Origin of the sequence: Pantoea pleuroti, assembly GCF_014156615.1 — a bacterium.
GTDB lineage: Bacteria > Pseudomonadota > Gammaproteobacteria > Enterobacterales > Enterobacteriaceae > Pantoea > Pantoea agglomerans.
Genome location: NZ_SBFD01000004.1, coordinates 18,683 through 38,414, shown reverse-complemented (window position 1 = coordinate 38,414; position 19,732 = coordinate 18,683). Strand labels below are relative to the sequence as shown.

Here is a 19,732-nt window from a genome sequence, read left to right as displayed (position 1 = left end):
TCAGACGGTACTGGTTAAAAAAAGTCCTTAAAGTTTAAAATAATGTTATTTGTGAGTTAATGTGAAAATAGTTATAAAATTAAAAATAGCAATTTAGCCTTATTTTAATTACAAAAGGCTTACTCAATTACTCACATATTTTAACCACACATTAAGGGTGTCCTTTGAATTATACAATCCCCTAACACAAATATTGTTCTCCGGCGATTGCCCGCGCGCAGACCGCTAAAACTGTACTGATGCGGTCAGTTAGCGTATGTTTCCGGGCGATCTCCCACCCGTGCTGAACGCCAATGACAAGCCAACCACAGAACCGACATGCCGTGACTAAACGACCCATGAAACTCAGTACCCTGACCACCCTGATGATGACTGCGGTTATCGTCACCGTGCTGCTCGCTGTCCATCTGCTCTATTTTGTGCAGATCGATAACTTTGCTCAGTCGCATCTTAAAGATAAGGCGATGGCGGTGGCACGCACTCTGGCAGACAGCCCTGAAGTCCAGCGTGGGTTACTGTTACCGGACGGCAGCAGCCAGATTCAGCCACTGGCTGAAGCCGCGCGCAAACGCAACGGCCTGCTGTTTGTGGTGGTGACGGATATGCGTGGCATTCGCTTTTCACACCCAAACGCGGCGGTGATTGGCAAACATTTTGTCGGCAACGATATCTATCCGGCCCTCAGCGGGCGGGAAAATGTGGCGGTAAATCACGGCGTACTGGTAGAGGCACTGCGGGTATTTACCCCGGTCTATAACGCAGAGCATCAGCAGATTGGTGTGGTGGCGATCGGCATCGCGCTGAATGATGTAGCGGCGCAGATTGCCAAAAGCCGCTGGAACATCGTCTGGACTGTCTTATTTGGCGGCCTGGTTGGCCTGCTGGGGATACTTATTCTGGTCAGGCGCCTGAAGAGCATATTGCTCGGGCTGGAGCCGCACGAAATTTCCAGCCTGTTTGAGCAGCGCCAGGCGATCCTCAATTCTATTAAGGAGGGTGTGATTGCGGTAGATGATGAGTCACGCGTCAGCCTGATTAACCACGCGGCGCAGCAGCTACTTCATGAGACCACCCGCAAGATGCCATTAAGCGGCGATCTGATTGCTGAGGAGAGCGTGATGCACCGCCATCAGCAGGATGCGCTGCATGCGGGCAAAGCCTGGCACGATCAGGAGCTGACGCTGGGTAATCGCATCCTGATTAGCAATACCGTGCCGGTTCGCAGTCGTGACCGCATTATCGGCGCGGTGACCACCTTCAGGGACAAGACCGAGATCAGCCAGCTGATGCAGCGTCTGGACGGCATGGTAAACTATGTAGACGCGTTACGTGAACGGTCCCATGAGTTCATGAATAAACTGCATGTCATTCTGGGCCTGCTGCATATGAAAAACTATGCGCAGATGGAAGAGTACATCCTGAAAACCGCCAACGCCTATCAGACGGAGATTGGTTCGCTGCTGCAAAAGATCAAATCGCCCATCATTGCGGGTTTCCTGCTCAGCAAAATCAACCGGGTGACCGATGAAGGCCATCAGCTGATTATCGATGAGGCGAGTTTTCTGCCCGACTGCGGCAGCGAGGAGCAGAGCGCGGTATTGATTACGGTGCTGGGCAATTTAATTGAAAATGCGCTTGAGGCGCTGGACCCGGAAACCGAAGGAGAGATCCACCTCATGCTGCATTATCAGAATGGCTGGTTAGCCTGTGAAGTGAGTGATGACGGACCCGGGATCGACGCTACGCAGCTCAGCGCCATTTTTGAGCGTGGCGTCTCGTCAAAAGGCGAAGATCGCGGTGTCGGATTGTTTCTGGTTAAGCAGCAGACCGAAAGCCTGGGCGGCAGTGTCAGTGTCGAGTCGGAACCGGGTGTATTCACCCAATTCTTAGTACAACTTCCGTGGGAGAGAGGAATGATTACCCAATGATCAATGTGTTAGTTGTCGATGATGACGCCATGGTAGCCGAGCTGAATCGCTGTTATATCGGGCAGATCCCAGGCTTTACCTGCTGCGGCACCGCCTCAACCTTACAGCAGGCCAAAGAGCGGCTGGCGCAGGCCGAACCTCAGGTTGATCTGATCCTGCTGGATATCTATATGCAGCAGGAGAACGGTCTCGACCTGTTGCCGGAACTGCGCAGCGCAGGACGTCCGGTTGACGTGATCATTATCTCGTCAGCAGCAGATGCCGCCACCATCAAAACCTCACTCAACTATGGTGTGGTGGATTATCTGATCAAGCCTTTCCAGTTTGCCCGCTTTGAAGAGGCGCTGACTGGCTGGCGACAGAAAAAATCGCTGATGGATAATCATCAGTTCTATCAGCAGTCGGACGTTGATCAGCTGTTGCATGGCAATCCGCCGGGGGCCAGCGAGCAGAAGCGACTGCCGAAAGGATTAACGCCGCAGACGCTGCGCACCCTGTGTCTGTGGATCGACGCCCATCCGGGTACCGAGTTCTCCACCGACGAACTGGCAACCGAGGTGAATATCTCCCGCGTCTCCTGCCGCAAGTACCTGATCTGGCTGGCGCAGATTAATATTCTGTTCACCAGTATTCATTATGGGGTTACGGGCCGTCCGGTTTATCGCTACCGCCTGCAGCCGGAGTATCACACCTTACTCAAACAATATTGTCAGTGAACCAGCCGGTAATCGGTGTCCAGTAACTGAAAAGAAAAGTGACGTTGTGACGAGCAGATCACCTGCCTGTCACGGGTCACAAATATCGCTTCAATGCCCGGTTGCTCTGCCAGGCAGGCAATGCCCTGTTCAACGCCGAGGCCGTAAAGCAGTGTGGTGTAGATGTCGCCATCCAGTGACCGGTCGGAGATCACAGTGACGCTCATCAGGTCGTTATCCAGCGGATAACCGCTCCGCGGGTCGAGGATGTGGTGATAACAGACGCCATCCAGCTCGAAATAACGCTCATAGATACCGGATGTCACCACCGAGCGATTATTCACGCCGATCACCCCGATCAGCTCATCGGCCTCACCAAAAGGTTTTTTCAGGCCGATTGCCCAGCCAGTCTCTTCTGGCGGCGCACCCACCGTCTGCACATTTCCGCCCAGATTAATCAGCGCACTGCTGACCTGCTGCTGGCGCAAGAATGCCTGCACAACATCTGCGATATAGCCCTTGGCGATGGCGCCCAGGTCAATCTCCATCCCAGGTCGCGCCAGCATGACACTGCGGCTTGCGTTATCAAGAATAACGTCATGCGGATTCGTCAGCGCCATGCGCGCCTGAAGTTCTGTCTCTGATGGAACACGGTGGCCCTGAAAGCCGATTTTCCAGCACTTCACCAGCGGGCCGATAGCCAGATTAAACAGGCTGTCGGGCAGCAGGCTCACCGCATGCGCACAGGCGATCAGGTCAAACACCGGCTGACTGACGACCACCGGATGCTGCCCTGCCGCGTGATTAATCGCCATCACTTCCGACGACGTGCGGTTAACCGTGAAGAGATTCTCCTGCTGTTTAATCAGGCGGAAGACCTGTCCGGCCAGGGTCTGATTATCGTCGAAGAGTTTGAGCAGGATGGGTGAACCCATTAAGACAGCGGAGTAAGCATAGACACGCGCATCAGTTAACATAGGCGACTCTGCTTTAGAGAGAAAAGAGCGGCATCCGCAGAGCGGATGCCGGAAACGACCCTTAACGTCGGGCGTAAGCGGCGGCGTTACCACCAGCCAGAATGCCGAAGATAATGATATCGGCGACTGCGTTACCGCCGATACGGTTCGCGCCGTGGATGCCACCAACGACCTCGCCACAAGCCCATGCGCCGTTAATCACCTGTTTCTGGCTGTCCAGCACCGCGGTGGTGGTGTCGATGGTGACGCCGCCCATGGTGTGGTGTACGCCCGGAGCAACACGAATCGCGTAGAACGGCGCTTCACTCAGAGGATGACGCAGCGCGGTCTGGCGACCGAAGTCTTCATCTTTCTGCATGATAACGAAGTTGTTGTAACGGGCCAGCGTGGCTTCCAGCGTATGATGCTCGCTCATGTTGAGTTTCACCGCCAGTTCCGCCACGGTTGGCGCGCTGACCACAAAGCCTTTGGCGATGTATTCGTCAGCCGCTTTGTTATTCATCCGCACCTGCTCGTCAAACACAATCCAGGCACTCTTCTCTGGCAAGGCGATAATCTGCGCCGAGACTTTGTCGCGGGTTTCCATTTCGTTGTAGAAGCGCTCTCCCGCCTGACTGACCAGGATAGCACCGCCGCCACGAATGGATTCGGAGACCAGATAAGAGGTGGTCTGTTCAACCGTTGGGTGAATCTGGATTTCGCCCATATCCACGGTTCCGGCACCAATTTTTTCCAGCATGGCAATACCGCTGCCGGTGGCGCCTTTGTGGTTGGTGGTGACAAAGCCATCGAGTTCAGGGCGATATTTCACTACCAGTTCACGGTTAGCACTGAATCCGCCAGTCGCCACAATCACGCTTTTCGCGTTCAGGATACGGCTGTCGTTGTACTCATCGACCACTCTCACACCCGCTACCGCGCCGTTCTCATAGAGGATTTCTGAGACTGAGGTTTCCAGCAGGACTTCGATGTTGCGGCTGTTGATGTTTTTAACCAGACCGCTGATCAGGAAGCCCCCCACCGCTGAACGATCCGCCGGACGGTGGGTACGATCGATGCTCATTCCGCCGGTAATGGTGATGTCGTTAAGCTCAATGCCGTGATTCGCCAGCCACTCAATCGCCTCCGGAGCCAGTTCTACAAACTCACGCAGCAGCACCGGATTATTTTTAAACTGACCGCCTTTCAGCGTCTCCTCGTAGAACAGCTCTTTGCTGTCTTCGATGCCTTTGAGTTTCTGGAAACGGGTTTCAGCGGCGTTCATGCCCACTGAGGCTTTAATGGTGTTACCGCCGATGGTCGGCATCTTCTCGATGATGACCACGCGCGCCCCTTCATCGTGCGCCTGAATCGCCGCCGCAAGGCCGGCACCGCCGCTGCCCACAATCACCACATCGTAATTCTGCGGTGCGTTAGGGTTGCCGCCCTCTTCAATCACATGCTCTTTGCTGGAGGTGGTCAGCGCGCGTGAAACCGCTTTTTTCAGCGCCTCACTCTGGGTAGTCGCACCGGTAATCGCATCGACGTGCGGGCTGTTGGCCACCAGGATGCGGCTACGCAGGCTTTCAAAGGTGGTGGTGAAGTCCACATCCAGGGTGTCATCCGGCACCAGCGAGATGTCGGTGATACGGTCAGTATCCAGCGTGACGTTGATTTTCAGTTTCAGCGCTTCGGCTTCGACTTTTTCCTGATAGACGCCCGCTTTGTATTTACGGCCCGATTCACTCATGTCGCGGATCATCGCATCGACCAGTGAGAAGCGCCACAGCGGTTCCGGGATCTGCAGCTCTTCGCGTTTGTTGCTGTCGATGTAGAGATCGAGGTGTTCGTTATTAATGATGCGGTCAGCCCAGTTCGGGTAAGCGATACAGGCTTTACCAATGGCTACCAGATCGTAGCCTTTCTCCAGCGCCAGCTCGGCATCGGCTTTATTGACGACGCCGCCAACACCAATCACCGGTACTTTTGCCAGCACAGGCGAACGCATCGCGACGAATTTCTCAATCAGCGGCGTCGGGTCCTGGGTATCGACAATTGACGGACGCAGCAGCTGACCTACCGAGAAATGGACGTAATCGAGTCCGCGCGCCGCCAGTTTTTCCAGCAGATAGAGCGTGTCGTCAAAGCGAATGCCGGGCACTTCGATCTCTTCCGGCGAGAAGCGATAGCCGATGATGAAAGAGTTATGGGCGAAGCGCTCAGCCATCTTGTGGGTGATTTCCAGCACTTCCAGCGGGAAGCGTGCGCGGTTATCGCGGCTGCCGCCCCACTTGTCATCGCGCTGGTTAGAGTTCGGCGAATAGAACTGCTGAATCAGGTAGGTGTTAGCACCATGAATTTCGACGCCATCGAAACCGGCCTTGATAGCGCGGTTCACCGCATCACCAAATTTGGTGATCATGGTTTCGACTTCTTCAGCGCTCAGCGCCAGGGGTTTGGTTGCCCCTTCACGCGGTGCCGCGATGGCGCTTGGCGCAACCGGCGTTTTGCCGCCAATCAGCTCCGGTTCGACCATACGGCCGCCGTGATAGATCTGCAAAATGGCCGTAGAGCCTTCAGATTTAATCGCGTCCGCTATGCGTTTCAGACCAGGAATTTTGTTGTCGCTGTCGATAGCAATGGCACCCGGAAATGCCGGGCCACGGTTGTCAATAAAGCAGCATTCAACGATCACGGTTCCGATGCTGCCTGCACGTGCGCGATAGTACTCGACCAGCTCACTGGTGACCGTACCGTCATAAAAACCGGTACAGGTGGTCATCGGTGCCATTACCAGTCGGTTTTTCAATACAGCGCCGTTAGGCAGGGTCAGTGGATTAAGGATGGGGGTGAGAGATTTCATTGCGATAAACTCCAAGATTTAAAAGTCTGGAAATTTTTTAGCGGACGCAAATTATCGCTTAATTAAGTGGTCCGATGTCATGAGACTAATATACCCTTTTCTTTGCTTTCATAAGCGATAAATTTACTTTTTTAACTTTTAAATGATTTAGAGTTTTTATTTGCCGGATGCAGGAAGTGCAGTTATATTAATTGTTAACCATGGGTAACCAAAAATCAACTATTCATTTACATAAAAAATAAATCGTTTATCATCATGCGGTTAAATCAAGGCGTCCAGTTTTCATGAGCTGGTGATTTGTCGACCAGCTTCACAGAACCGTCAAAATGTCGATGCCGTAAATATAAATAAAAAATAAATGTTAAAAATGGAGAATAATGAATTAATTTCTTTGATCTGGATCAAAATCTATATTTGCAAAAATCGCATCATATTTACATGGATTTAAAAATGCAGCTCAATAGCTAAGCAGCAGATTAAAAAAATCAGTGCATCGCGGTTTATTCACACTATTAAGAATAAGAAAGAAAGTCATCAGTGAAGGTCCGGGGCGCAAATCGCATTCTTCTTAACTTGCAGATAAAATACTATGAAACCACTCTCAGCTGTAACTGAACCCCCAAAAGCCGCACCTGCGGCGCCGGGTAAAAAGAAAGCTATCATGCTTGCTCTGCCGGTGCTCGTTGCCGTGTTGCTGTTGCTGGTGCCCACACCAGCCGGACTCGAACCCTACGCCTGGCACTTCTTCGCCATCTTCGTCGGCGTGATTGTCGGGTTGATTTTTGAACCCCTGCCAGGCGCAGTGATCGGCCTGACCGGCGTGGTAGTCATCGCGCTGTTCAGCCAGTTTCTGCTCTTCAGCCCGGCTGAACTGGCTAACCCGAAATTCAAAGTCGCCAGTGAGTCGTTCAAATGGGCAGTCAGCGGGTTCGGCAACTCCACGGTCTGGCTGATCTTCGGTGCTTTTATGTTCGCCGCAGGTTATGACAAAACGCAGTTTGGTCGCCGCCTGGCCCTGATTCTGGTGAAGTATCTGGGTCGCCGCAGTCTGACGCTGGGTTATGCCATTACGTTTGCTGACCTGCTTCTGGCGCCCTTTACGCCGTCAAACACTGCGCGCAGTGGCGGTACCATCTACCCGATTATCGCCAACCTGCCGCCGCTTTACGGCTCTAAACCTAATGACCCGAGTGCCCGTAAAATCGGTTCCTATCTGATGTGGGTAGCGATTACCGCGGCCTGTATTACCAGCTCCATGTTCCTCTCTGCGCTGGCACCCAACCTGCTGGCACTGGCACTGGTAAAAAGCATCGTCGGTTTTGATATCTCATGGGGCATGTGGTTCCTGGCCTTCCTGCCGCTGGGTGTGCTGCTGATTCTGACCATGCCGCTGCTGGCTTACTGGTTCTACCCACCTGAAGTTAAAATCAATGATGAAGTGCCGAAATGGGCCATCGCTGAACTGGAAAAACTGGGCAGACTGACCCGCAATGAAATCCTGCTGCTGGTGTTTGTGGTCTGCGCCCTGCTGATGTGGATTTTCGCCACCTCGTGGATCGAACCTGCCATGGCTGCGCTGCTGGTGGTAGTACTGATGTTGTGGACCGGCGTACTGACCTGGAATGACATCACCAGTAATAAACCGGCCTGGAACACCTTTGCCTGGTTCGCCACCCTGGTGGCACTGGCCGACGGTCTGGCCCGTGTCGGCTTTATTACCTGGTTAGGTAAAGAGGGTGGCATGCTGCTGCAGGGTTATGACCCGCAGGTTTCGGCCGTGGTGCTGTTAATCGCCTTCTTCCTGCTGCACTACCTGTTTGCCAGTACCACCGCACACACCACCGCGCTGTTACCGGCCATGCTGACCATTGCAGCCTCCATTCCGGGCATCAATATGCCGGTCTTCTGCCTGATGTTATGTACCTCTCTGGGTGTGATGGGCATCATCACACCATACGGTACTGGTCCAAGCCCGATTTACTACGGCAGCGGTTATCTGCCTACCAAAGACTACTGGCGTCTGGGAACCATCTTCGGTGCCATCTTCTTAGGCTCAATGATGCTGATTGCCTATCCGTGGATGGTGTGGTTGTTCTGACGGATACAACATGCAGATCAACGCGTTATAAGATACCATTCCTGCACTTCCCCACCGCACCCGCGGTGGGGAAGCATAATAAACAATTAATTCGCCTATGATGTTGCGCCCCGCAGCCTGTCCGCGGAGGTTCAGCCGGTCATTAAGTGAGAAAAAATGTCGAACAAGCCTTTTGTCTATCAGAACCCTTTCCCGCTGTCCCACGAAGATACCGAATACTATCTGCTGAGTCGTGAGCATGTCTCCGTCTCCGAGTTTGAGGGTCAGGAGATCCTTAAAGTCGATCCGCAGGCGCTGACGTTACTGAGCCAGCAGGCGTTCCACGACGCCTCTTTTATGCTGCGCCCGGCCCACCAGCAGCAGGTCGCCTCCATCCTTGATGACCCGGAAGCCAGCGACAATGATAAATATGTCGCCCTGCAGTTTTTAAGAAACTCTGAAATTGCCGCCAAAGGCGTGCTGCCAACCTGTCAGGATACCGGCACCGCGATCATCATGGGCAAAAAGGGCCAGCGCGTCTGGACCGGCGGCGGTGATGAAGCTGCGCTGTCACAGGGTATCTACAACACCTATATCGAAGATAACCTGCGTTATTCGCAGAATGCCGCCCTGGATATGTATAAAGAGGTGAATACCGGCACTAACCTGCCAGCGCAGATCGACCTCTACAGCGTGGATGGCGATGAGTACAAGTTCCTCTGTATCGCCAAAGGTGGCGGTTCCGCCAATAAAACCTATCTCTATCAGGAAACCAAAGCGCTGCTGAGTCCGGGCAAGCTGAAAAATTACCTGGTGGATAAGATGCGTACCCTCGGCACCGCGGCCTGTCCGCCCTACCATATTGCGTTTGTCATCGGCGGCACCTCGGCTGAAAGCACTCTGAAAACCGTGAAGCTCGCCTCAACTCACTATTACGACGGGCTGCCCACTGAAGGCAACGAGCACGGTCAGGCGTTCCGCGACGTTCAGCTGGAGCAGGAACTGCTGGAAGCGGCGCAGCAGCTCGGTCTGGGTGCGCAGTTTGGCGGCAAATATTTTGCACACGATATCCGCGTGGTGCGTCTGCCGCGTCACGGCGCCTCCTGCCCGATCGGCATGGGCGTCTCCTGCTCGGCCGACCGTAACATCAAAGCGAAGATTAACCGTGAAGGTATCTGGATTGAGAAACTGGAAGCCAACCCAGGCCGCCTGATCCCGGAAGCGCTGCGTCAGCAGGGCGAAGGTGAAGCGTTGCAGGTTGATCTCAACCGCCCAATGGAAGAGATTCTGGCGCAACTGTCCTCTTATCCGGTTTCAACCCGCCTGTCACTGACCGGCACCATTATCGTGGCGCGCGATATTGCACATGCAAAACTCAAAGAGCGCATCGATAACGGCGAAGGATTACCGCAGTACATCAAAGATCATCCGGTCTATTACGCTGGCCCGGCGAAGACGCCTGAAGGTTATGCTTCTGGTTCACTCGGCCCGACCACTGCCGGTCGTATGGATTCCTACGTGGATCTGCTGCAGGCGCACGGCGGAAGCAAGATCATGCTGGCGAAGGGCAATCGCAGCCAGCAGGTGACGGATGCCTGTCATAAACATGGCGGCTTCTATCTCGGCAGCATTGGTGGACCGGCAGCGGTGCTGGCGCAGCAGAGCATTAAAAGTCTGGAATGCGTGGAGTATCCCGAGCTGGGAATGGAAGCGATCTGGAAAATCGAGGTGGAGAACTTCCCTGCCTTTATCCTGGTCGATGACAAAGGTAACGACTTCTTCCAGCACATTGAGCGCGCGCACTGCGCGAAATGCGTTAAGTAAAACCTGCGTTAAGAATGCAAAAAGTCCCGGATTCGGGGCTTTTTTCTTGGAAAAATCGGGGGTCGTTTCGTTGCCAGACTGTGCCTGAGTCGTAAACACGTTCATAAACCAAAGCGGAGTTAATCCGGCAGCAACTCATAAGCTTAACGCACAGGGAACACGGTCAGAGGAGGAAAGCGTCCCGCGCCAGGGACAAAAACGCCGGGAGCGTTTTTGAACAACGCAACGCGTTGGCCCGGAACGGGCGCACCTCAGGGATGAGGTGCGTAATCGCGCGGGCCGAGCGTGTCATGGATGACGGCTTTTGCGTCTTTCCGATCTGACCGTGTTCCCTGAGTACGGCTCAATCCTGAAGCGATACGAGCCCGACTTTCACTATAGATTAAAACCCCGAACGGTTTTTTTTAGCCCCGCTGCAACCTCTGCAACGCCACATCAATCTGCACATCACCTTTGGTGAGTTCAATGATCTGATATTTAATCGCCGGATTTTCAATCAGACCTACCAGTGTCGCCGCCACATCTTCGCGCGGGATCTCACCATACGGAATCGCCAGATCGGCATGAACCCGACCCGTACCGGCTTCATCGGTCAGCGTACCCGGTCGCAGGATTACCCACTCCAGCTTACTCGCCACCAGTTCCGCATCCGCCAGACGTTTCACCCTCATGTAATTCTCAAATCCCTCTGAGGGTGTTTTACCGCGACCCGCATCAGGGAAAGCGGAAACCAGCATAAAGCGTGATACCCCCGCCTGCTCTGCTGCGGCTACCGCGAGCTTCAGTCCTTCTCCGTCGATGGCATTGGTCAGCTCGATCCCGGCACCGCCCGCACCCGCCGTGAAGACAGCCACATCATGACCGGTCATCATATCTGCCAGTGCCGTCACGCTCAGCTGCTGAATATCGCCAGCCACCGGTTTAGCACCTGCGGCCTGCAGCGTCTCTGCCTGTTCCGGTTTGCGGTGCAGCGCCGTCACTGTATGGCCTTTACTGCTCAGCTGACGGGTCAGCTTTTGGCCCACTTTGCCCGCTGCGCCGATAATGAAACATGTCGCCATAGGATCCAATCCTCTATTTACTGATTGAGTGCCAGAGTATAGCTAGCAGCCAGAAACAAAACAGGCGCCTGATGCGGCGCCTGCTGGGTTATTGCGGGATCACTTTTTCCGCTTTCAGCTTATCAAACAGCTGAGTAAAGGAGTCGAGCGTGCTGCGATAGCCGGTGAAGCCCGCTTTGCGGCTCTTACTCATATCGGTAAAGGCTTCCATCGGACGTCCCAGATCGGCATCGGTATGCCACCAGGAAGCCAGCCTGGTCACATCCGATTCACGCAACTGATGCTGCTCTGCAATCGCCTGCCACGCACTGGCGGCTTCCTGCATGCGATCTTCCAGCGGCATCATCTGCGCCGGGTATTCCGCTGCTTCAATGCCGAAATAGTCAGCCAGTTTTGGCCACATCCAGTTCCAGCGGAACACATCGCCGTTTACCGCATTGAAATCCTGATTAGCGGCATTGGGTGAGGTCGCCGCCCAGTGCAGCTGCTCAGCCAGCAGACCGGCATCGGTCATGTCAGCCACACCGTTCCACTGCTCGGGTGAGCCAGGGAAGATAAACGGCCAGCCCTTCTCTTTACACAGCGTCGCGTAGACCGCCAGCGTCTGACCCATATTCATCGCATTGCCCACGGCATAACCGATGATGGTATGCGGGCGATGCACGCTCCAGCGGTAGTCATACTTCTCTGCGCCAGCAAACACTTCATCTTCCTGCGCGTAATAGAAATTATCGACCGGCTGACGGCCCTGCTCTTCACGGAACGGCGTGACCGGTACAGCGCCTTTACCGTATGCTTCAAACGGACCCAGGTAGTGCTTCAGTCCGGTAACCAGCGCCACATGCGAACCCTGTAAACGGTCGCCGAGTGCTTCAATCACATTCCGCACCATGCCGCCGTTAACGCGGATATTCTCTTTTTCATTTTCCTGACGCGCCCAGACGCTAAAGAAAAGCGCATCCGGTTTCACTGTCTTCAGCGCGTCACGGACGGCATCTGCATCGGTCAGATCGGCCGTCAGGCTGGTAACACCTTCAGGTACCGCGCCACGTCCGCGTGACAGACCGCTGACCTGCCAGCCTTCCTGCTGTAATTTATCTGCCAGTGCGCGACCAATAACGCCACTGATACCCACAATCAAAGCGTGCTTTTTCATTTGATTTCTCCTCATTTTGCGTAATGCTAAGCCTAATAGAGAATTCAGTTCTTATCTCTGGCATTTATTCACAGCATTCTCAACCTGAGTTCATTAATCGATGCACGATCATCGCCTCAAAGATATTCTGCCGTTTGTTGCCAGCGTAGAGTGTGGCAGTTTTACCGCCGCTGCGGAGCGTCTGCACGTGACCGGATCGGCGATCAGTAAAAGCGTCAGCCGCCTGGAGACGCGATTAGGCTCGCGACTGCTGGAGCGCACCACGCGGAGCCTGCACCTCACCGACGCGGGCAGCGCCTATTACCAGACCTGCCTGCGCATTCTGGAGGATCTGGCCGAAGCCGAAGCGGTGCTGGCGGCACAGCGAACCATTCCTTCCGGTCGCCTGCGCCTGGCGGTACCCACCACCTATGGCCGCCTCAATGTGATGCCGCTGCTGATGCCCTTTTGTCAGCAACACCCGGAACTGGCACTGAGCCTGAGTTTTTCTGACCGCTTTGTTGACCTGTTTGAAGAGGGCGTGGATGTGGCGGTACGGATCGGCGGCGCGCCCGACCTGCCTGCTTCGCTGGGCTGGCGTAATATGGGCCGCGAGCAGATGCAATTCTGTGCCTCACCCGCTTATCTGGCACGCGAGGGACGACCTGAAGATGAGGCGGCGCTGCTGAACCACCGCGCCATCCTCTATGAGCGTGTAGATGGCAGCAGCAAACCCTGGCTGTTCACCACCGAAGATGGTCAGCCGCACTGGCGCGAGGTGCCGTACCGGCTGGCACTGGGCGACGTTGATGCCCAGCTGCAGGCTGTCATCGCCGGGCTGGGTGTGGCACAAATGCCCTCGTGGCTGATTCAGCATGCCGTGAAACAGGGCGACCTGGAGATAATTTTGCCGCAGCTGCAGCCCGACGGGCTGACGCTGAGTGTGGTGTGGCCACGCCGTAAACAGTTCCTGCCTAAGGTCGATGCACTGTTATCGGCGCTCACCGCACTGGAAATCCGCTAACCCACCCTGCTATCTGTTTATCGCGGTTGGGATGTTTCATCCTGACCGCGATCATTTACTCTTTCCAGCCGCTGTTCTCCCCCTGTTCTGCCCTGCCTGAACCGCCGGTAACTTATCAATCTTCCCTATAACCCGCTTAAATTTAATGTTTTTATTTTTGCTCTGATGGAATCCCATCAAAATAAAAATGGCGGAAGGGTTGAGCTCACATAATGAAAACTAAGTTTCAAATATAATTTAACCCGAAATAAAAATATCAGTAGGGTGATGTCTTCTTCATGTTCTGACGTTTTGTCTTTGCCGTTATTACCAGGAGTATTCATGGAAAAAGAACTTTATATCTCGTCGAACCCGGCATCCGGTCCAAATAGCACCACCCGCACCGAGCCTTTTGTGAAGATTATTGCGCTGGTCGCCACCCTGGGTGGATTGCTGTTTGGTTATGACACCGGTGTGGTCTCGGGCGCGTTGCTGTTTATGCGCGGCGATCTGCATCTCACCCCATTTACCACCGGACTGGTCACCAGTTCCCTGCTGTTTGGCGCAGCCTTCGGCGCGCTGGCAGCCGGTCATCTGGCGGATGGCCTCGGCAGACGACGCATTATCATTGCGCTGGCGCTTATCTTCGCTTTTGGCGCTGTCGGCTCGGCCCTGGCGCCAGATGTCACCTGGATGATCGCTTCTCGCCTGTTTCTGGGCTTTGCCGTGGGGGGTGCTGCCGCGACCGTGCCGGTCTACATCGCAGAAATCGCCCCCGCCAACAAACGTGGCCAGCTGGTCACCCTGCAGGAGCTGATGATCGTCAGCGGTCAGCTGCTGGCGTACATCTCCAACGCCACCTTTAACGATATCTGGGGCGGCGAAAATACCTGGCGCTGGATGCTGGCGCTGTCGATTGTCCCCGCTGTTCTGCTCTGGATCGGTATGATTTTTATGCCTGAAACCCCGCGCTGGCACGTGATGAAAGGTCGCAGTCAGGCAGCGCGTGAGGTACTGGAAAAAACCCGTGCCGCCGACGATGTCGAGTGGGAACTGGAAGAGATTGAGGAAACCATCGAAGAGAACCGTCAGCGGGGCAAAGGCCGCCTGCGCGATCTCGCCACACCCTGGCTGATGAAAATCTTCCTGCTGGGCGTGGGTATTGCCGCTATTCAGCAACTGACCGGGGTGAATACCATTATGTATTACGCCCCCACCATGCTGACCGCAGCCGGACTGAGCAACGATGCCGCGCTGTTCGCGACCATCGCCAATGGTGTGATTTCAGTGGTGATGACGCTGGCGGGTATCTGGTTAATCGGCAAAGTAGGACGTCGTCCGCTGGTGTTAATCGGACAGATGGGCTGCACCTGCTGCCTGTTCTTTATCGGGCTGGTCTGCTGGCTGATGCCGGAATACCTCAACGGCACGGTCAACCTGCTGCGGGCTTATCTGGTGCTGGCGGGCATGCTGATGTTTCTCTGCTTCCAGCAGGGCGCATTGTCACCCGTTACCTGGCTGCTGCTGTCAGAAATATTCCCCGCCCGGATGCGTGGCATCTGTATGGGTGGCGCTGTCTTCTCACTGTGGATCGCCAATTTCACCATCTCCATGGCCTTCCCGCTGTTATTAGCTGCATTTGGTCTGGCCGGAGCCTTCTTTATATTCGCGGCTATCGGCATCGGCGGTTCTGTTTTTGTTGTGAAGTTTATTCCCGAGACCCGGGGAAGAAGTCTTGAGCAGGTCGAGCACTATTTCTATGCGCTTTATAACGGCAACGGCAAAAAATAGTGCCTGAAACATCCGTATTAAATAACTCACGGCCCGCGTCATTACGCTGACTACCCGATTGCTATTAACACTGTACCCCTACATTCAAGGAAATTGTTATGAGCCTGAATATTCCCAACGCGCGCTTTTGCATCAACCGTAAAATTGCGCCCAGCCTCACCCTTCCGCAGTTTTTTAAACTGGTCAGCCAGCTCGGTATCCATAATGTCGAACTGCGTAATGATATGCCCAGTGGCCGCGTCACCGACGATCTCACTGGCGATGAGGTAAAAGCCCTGGCGCGTGAGTCAGGCATCCGGATTGTGACCATCAATGCGCTCTATCCCTTTAATCAGCTGAATGAAGAGGTGCTGCAACGCACCCACCAGCTGTTAAGTGATGCGCAGGCGGTCGGCGCTGAATCGCTGGTGCTCTGCCCGCTTAATGACGGTACGCCGATCAGCGCTGCCGACACTGTAAGCGCGCTGAAAACCCTGGCCCCGCTGTTCGCTGAGGCAGGTATTCAGGGGCTGGTGGAACCGCTGGGCTTCCCGCAAAGCTCGCTGCGTTCGGCGACTCAGGCTCAGACGCTGATCCATGAAGCGGGAGTGCCGTTCAGATTGCTGATCGATACCTTCCATCATCATCTGTTTGAAGATGCGGAACAGACTTTCGAACAGGAGATCGATATTCAGCAGATCGGTCTGGTTCACCTCTCCGGCGTCACCGACCCGCGCCCGGTTAATCAGCTTACCGACGAAGAACGCATCATGCTCAGCGCGGACGACCGGTTGCGCAGCAAGCAGCAGGTCGAGCGACTGGAGAAGATGGGTTACACCGGCCTTTACGCCTTTGAGCCGTTCTCCTCAGTGATGAACAGCTGGCAGGAAGCGGACATTGCCCGCGAAATTCGCGACAGCATCCAGCTGTTAAACCACACAGCTTAAGGAATTATCATGACTATTAATATTGGCGTCATCGGCACCGGCGCAATCGGTCGCGAACACATCCGCCGTTGCAGCACCGTGTTACAGAATGCGCGCGTGGTGGCGCTTAACGATATCAACCGTGACAACTGCCAGCAAATCGTCAACGAGCTGACGCCGGAAGCGCGCATTTATGACAATGCGATTGATCTGATTAACGATCCGCAGGTCAATGCGGTGCTGGTTACCTCCTGGGGCCCGACGCATGAAGCCTTTGTGCTGGCCTGTATTGAGGCGGGTAAAGCGGTGTTCTGCGAAAAACCGCTGGCGGTCACCGCACAGGGCTGCATGAACATTGTGGAAGCAGAAATTAAGGCCGGACGTCAGCTGGTGCAGGTCGGATTTATGCGCCCTTATGACAGCGGCTATCGCGCACTAAAAGCGGTGATCGACAGCGGCGAAATTGGCGAGCCTTTGATGCTGCACTGCGCACACCGCAACCCGGAAGTGGGCGACAGCTACACCACCGACATGGCGATCACCGACACACTGATCCACGAACTCGATGTGCTGCGCTGGCTGCTGGATGATGACTATGCCAGCGTGCAGGTGATCTTCCCGCGTAAAACCCGTAAGGCGTCGTCACATCTGCGCGATCCGCAAATCGTGCTGCTTGAGACCACCAAAGGGGCGCGCATTGATGTCGAAATCTTCGTGAACTGTGAATATGGTTACGACATTCAGTGTGAAGTGGTGGGTGAAAGCGGCATTGCCCGCCTGCCGGAACCGGTCTCTGTGCAGCTACGCAGCGCGGCTAAGCTCTCCACCACCATTTTGACTGACTGGAAAAAGCGCTTTATCGATGCGTATGACGTGGAGTTACAGGCATTTATCAACAACGTCATCAGCGGCGAGATGACCGGTCCTTCAGCCTGGGATGGCTACGCCGCCGCGGTGGCCGCTGATGCCTGCGTCGCGGCCCAGACTTCCGGTGAGATTGTGCCGGTCACCATGCCTGCAAGACCGGCGTTTTATCGCTGATAGCAACACTGCACGGCGGGTTCCGCCGTGCATTTCCCCCTCCGTTTCACCTTTATTCAACGGCTTTTCACGCATCATCGGTAACAGGATAAAGCCGCCAGGCAGGACATGGAGTCATGCCGGCCTGAACGCGCAGCACTGCCCACTGTTAACTCATTATCACGGCGCAGTAATCACAATTGCCACACGCCGATTTTGCGCGCGTCCCTGTGCACTATTGTTACTGGTAACCGGTGCACTCATGCCTAATCCACGTGTGATAATATTTTCGCGCGGTATAGCAGCCCCTTCCGCCCACTGTGCCGCGACTGCGTTAGCTCTTTTTAGCGATAACTGTTGGTTATAATCTGGTTTGCCGTAATTATCGGTGTGCCCGTCAATTCGCACATGCTTAATACCGGTCGACGCCAGGTTTTTTGCCATCCCCTGAATGTTACTTTTGCTGGAGGGTGTAAGCTCTGATTCGTTTACACCAAACAGGATCTTGTCTGATAAGCCTAATCCCCAGCCTTCCCTATTTTGAGTGAATCCCGCACGCTTCATCGCTGCGATCTGCGCCTCACTAAAACGTTCTTTAGACTGACAACCAACCAGCGCCAAAATAAGCAGCATCAGGGAAATATTCTTTTTCATCTTTAAGCCTTATTTGTTCGCTTATTTTTGTACATATTCATGTCGGCGCGTTCGAGAATAGACTCAACCGTATCGCCGTGTTGTGACCAGGCGTAGCCAATGGTAACCGAGGTATTTATCGGCGTACCTTCTGCAAGAATGATTTTTTCCATGATGAGGTCATGGATGTCCTGCATGAGTTGTTGTAATTGCTCCTCACTGACCTGACTGCTCACCAGCATGGCAAATTCATCCCCACCTAACCGGGCGACTAAATCCTGTTCAGATGCCAGTGATAACAGGCGCGCCGCTATCGCTTTTAGTACCTCATCCCCGGCCGCATGGCCCCAGTTATCATTGATACTTTTAAAGCGATCGCCATCAAGAAAGAGTAAGGCAAAACGCTCCTCAGCATATTGCTGGTCGAGAAGCCGGGAAAGGTGAGCAGCAAAGGCGCTGCGGTTTGCAAGACCGGTTAACGGGTCCTCCAGCGCTTTGGCTGCCAGCGAGCGATTATCCCGCATAAGCGAAGCCTTCAGCGATTGCATTTCCCTCAGCAACGAATTCAGGTCATCTGAAAATAGCTGAAACTCACTCGTCGTGCTCTCTGGTATACGCAAGGAAAAATCACCGGAATGAATCACATAGTGAATCGAACTGGTAATGTTGCGCAGCGTAGCGAGCATACCCCGATGCAGAAATTCACTCAGCAAAAGGGAGATAATCAGTACACATAGCATACCGCTGGTCAGAATCATGAAGGAGTATCGAATGAAACTCACCGCGCCGGTCACGGTGCCTTCCAGCGTTAATGTACCGACAGCAACGTCAGAGTGAATGATACTGACGTTAAGCGGTTTAAGATAAATCCACTCACGCAATAACCGCGAATACCAGCCCGTCTGCTCCTGCTGAGCATGCCAGTTGACCAGAACAATTTGATCTTTAGTGACCAGTTTCGCAGACGCATACATCCCTTCATTGCCGAGCCGGGCAATTTTATTGTGCGCATCGTAACTGTCGGAAAAAACGGTCGCAGCGGTCAGCGTGGTGCTGAGGGTTGCGCCGATTAATTCAAGGTTTCGCTTCTCGTAATTTTTAATAAATAGCAGCGACGTGGAGGAGAGCAACAGCCAGCACAACAGTAATATCACCGCAGCGTTGATGGTGCTTATTTTTCGCAGTTTATTGCGTATCGATGATTTTTCATTTTTTAATTTATCGAATTTCATTTTATTCGCTTCTCTCGCGGGACAGCAAAAGCACGTCCGGACTTACCCTGACACCGCTTCTGGCAAGCGAATCAAGGTTAACGGAAAAAAGCGTATGGCCCGGATGAAAAATCAGGCAAAACGCGGCGCCCCGCGTGCAATCCGCATTGTTCTCCGCGAGGGTAAGGACGGCTCTGCCCTTAAACTGCTGAATCAGGTCCACCTGCTGTTGTGACGTCTGATCGCCGAAATAGACGGCGTCGCATCTGTGCGACGGCAGCTCGCCTGCGCTGGCAAGATAAACAACGGTAAATGTGGCTGCCGCAGAGGAGGCTGTGTCCGGCAAGGAGAGATGCCGGGCTGAAGAAAAAATACATAATTGAGGCGGTTGTTTTAAGCCGGTCCATTGGGTGAAGCTGATAATACCACTGACGATATCATTGGCTTTGTCATCTTTTATTTCGGCACTGGCAATATGAGGAATAAGCAGCAGCAAAATAAGTCCCGTATAAACGAGTTTGCAGATGTGGCGTATGAAAAGCAGCACATCGACTTCATGATGAATTTGATATTTATCGATCATACTGCGTTCCCAAAAATTTTACGCATGGCAGGACGCTTTAATAAGCG

15 protein-coding genes are annotated in these 19,732 nt (G+C 54.0%); 8 read left to right on the top strand and 7 right to left on the bottom strand.

Features of this window, described 5'->3' with window-relative positions:
• Positions 1-293 precede the first annotated feature (293 nt).
• Together EPG66_RS10940 and dcuR are read left to right on the top strand one after the other, a co-directional pair.
• Positions 294-1,928 (top strand): sensor histidine kinase, encoded by a 1,635-nt coding sequence (locus tag EPG66_RS10940; RefSeq protein ID WP_072044072.1) that lies wholly within the window; start codon positions 294-296, stop codon positions 1,926-1,928.
• Complete coding sequence (dcuR, locus tag EPG66_RS10935) at positions 1,925-2,644, top strand: two-component system response regulator DcuR (protein ID WP_009093030.1); 720 nt, start codon at positions 1,925-1,927, stop codon at positions 2,642-2,644. Before EPG66_RS10940 ends, dcuR begins: the two co-directional genes overlap by 4 nt.
• On the opposite strand, the gene EPG66_RS10930 is transcribed toward dcuR, so the two are convergent.
• Positions 2,638-3,600 carry an FAD:protein FMN transferase gene (locus EPG66_RS10930; protein WP_182686787.1) on the bottom strand — a complete coding sequence of 321 codons (963 nt, stop codon included), beginning with the start codon at positions 3,598-3,600 and terminating at the stop codon, positions 2,638-2,640. The genes dcuR and EPG66_RS10930 overlap by 7 nt on opposite strands.
• 61 nt (positions 3,601-3,661) lie before the next feature.
• Positions 3,662-6,442 carry a flavocytochrome c gene (locus EPG66_RS10925; RefSeq protein WP_031592419.1) on the bottom strand — a complete coding sequence of 927 codons (2,781 nt, stop codon included), beginning with the start codon at positions 6,440-6,442 and terminating at the stop codon, positions 3,662-3,664.
• Between the two features lie 589 nt (positions 6,443-7,031).
• On the opposite strand from EPG66_RS10925, the gene EPG66_RS10920 reads away from it, so the two are divergent.
• Together EPG66_RS10920 and fumA are read left to right on the top strand one after the other, a co-directional pair.
• Positions 7,032-8,540 carry an anion permease gene (locus EPG66_RS10920; protein ID WP_031592420.1) on the top strand — a complete coding sequence of 503 codons (1,509 nt, stop codon included), beginning with the start codon at positions 7,032-7,034 and terminating at the stop codon, positions 8,538-8,540.
• Between the two features lie 156 nt (positions 8,541-8,696).
• Positions 8,697-10,343, top strand: a complete 1,647-nt coding sequence (gene fumA / locus EPG66_RS10915) for a class I fumarate hydratase FumA (RefSeq protein ID WP_033780190.1) — start codon at positions 8,697-8,699, stop codon at positions 10,341-10,343.
• 404 nt (positions 10,344-10,747) lie between these two features.
• Here fumA and EPG66_RS10910 read toward each other — a convergent pair whose 3' ends face one another.
• Positions 10,748-11,404: an SDR family oxidoreductase gene (locus tag EPG66_RS10910; RefSeq protein WP_031592422.1), complete on the bottom strand. Its 657-nt coding sequence runs from the start codon at positions 11,402-11,404 to the stop codon at positions 10,748-10,750.
• A gap of 88 nt (positions 11,405-11,492) precedes the next feature.
• Entirely contained in the window at positions 11,493-12,560 is a 1,068-nt protein-coding gene (locus EPG66_RS10905; protein WP_022624759.1) for an SDR family oxidoreductase, read from the bottom strand.
• Between the two features lie 100 nt (positions 12,561-12,660).
• Between EPG66_RS10905 and EPG66_RS10900 the strand changes: the two genes are divergently transcribed.
• The 4 genes from EPG66_RS10900 (at position 12,661) to iolG (ending at position 17,279) form a co-directional block, all read left to right on the top strand.
• The gene (locus EPG66_RS10900; protein ID WP_031592423.1) at positions 12,661-13,563 is read left to right on the top strand and encodes a LysR family transcriptional regulator; all 903 of its coding nucleotides are present in this window, start codon (positions 12,661-12,663) and stop codon (positions 13,561-13,563) included.
• Positions 13,564-13,884: 321 nt separating this feature from the next.
• Entirely contained in the window at positions 13,885-15,333 is a 1,449-nt protein-coding gene (locus EPG66_RS10895) for a sugar porter family MFS transporter (protein WP_182686785.1), read from the top strand.
• Between the two features lie 98 nt (positions 15,334-15,431).
• Positions 15,432-16,259, top strand: coding sequence for a TIM barrel protein (locus EPG66_RS10890; RefSeq protein ID WP_281369285.1), 828 nt, complete (start codon positions 15,432-15,434; stop codon positions 16,257-16,259).
• 9 nt (positions 16,260-16,268) lie between these two features.
• Complete coding sequence (gene iolG, locus EPG66_RS10885; protein ID WP_039389031.1) at positions 16,269-17,279, top strand: bifunctional inositol 2-dehydrogenase/D-chiro-inositol 1-dehydrogenase; 1,011 nt, start codon at positions 16,269-16,271, stop codon at positions 17,277-17,279.
• Between the two features lie 159 nt (positions 17,280-17,438).
• On the opposite strand, the gene yfiB is transcribed toward iolG, so the two are convergent.
• The 3 genes from yfiB to yfiR are packed head-to-tail and all read right to left on the bottom strand — an operon-like array spanning position 17,439 to position 19,685.
• Entirely contained in the window at positions 17,439-17,912 is a 474-nt protein-coding gene (gene yfiB, locus EPG66_RS10880; RefSeq protein ID WP_109651757.1) for an outer membrane lipoprotein YfiB, read from the bottom strand.
• Positions 17,913-17,914: 2 nt separating this feature from the next.
• The gene (gene dgcN, locus EPG66_RS10875; protein WP_083069570.1) at positions 17,915-19,123 is read right to left on the bottom strand and encodes a diguanylate cyclase DgcN/YfiN; all 1,209 of its coding nucleotides are present in this window, start codon (positions 19,121-19,123) and stop codon (positions 17,915-17,917) included.
• A gap of 1 nt (position 19,124) precedes the next feature.
• Positions 19,125-19,685 (bottom strand): regulatory sequestration protein YfiR, encoded by a 561-nt coding sequence (yfiR, locus tag EPG66_RS10870; RefSeq protein WP_083069568.1) that lies wholly within the window; start codon positions 19,683-19,685, stop codon positions 19,125-19,127.
• Between the last annotated feature and the right edge of the window lie 47 nt (positions 19,686-19,732).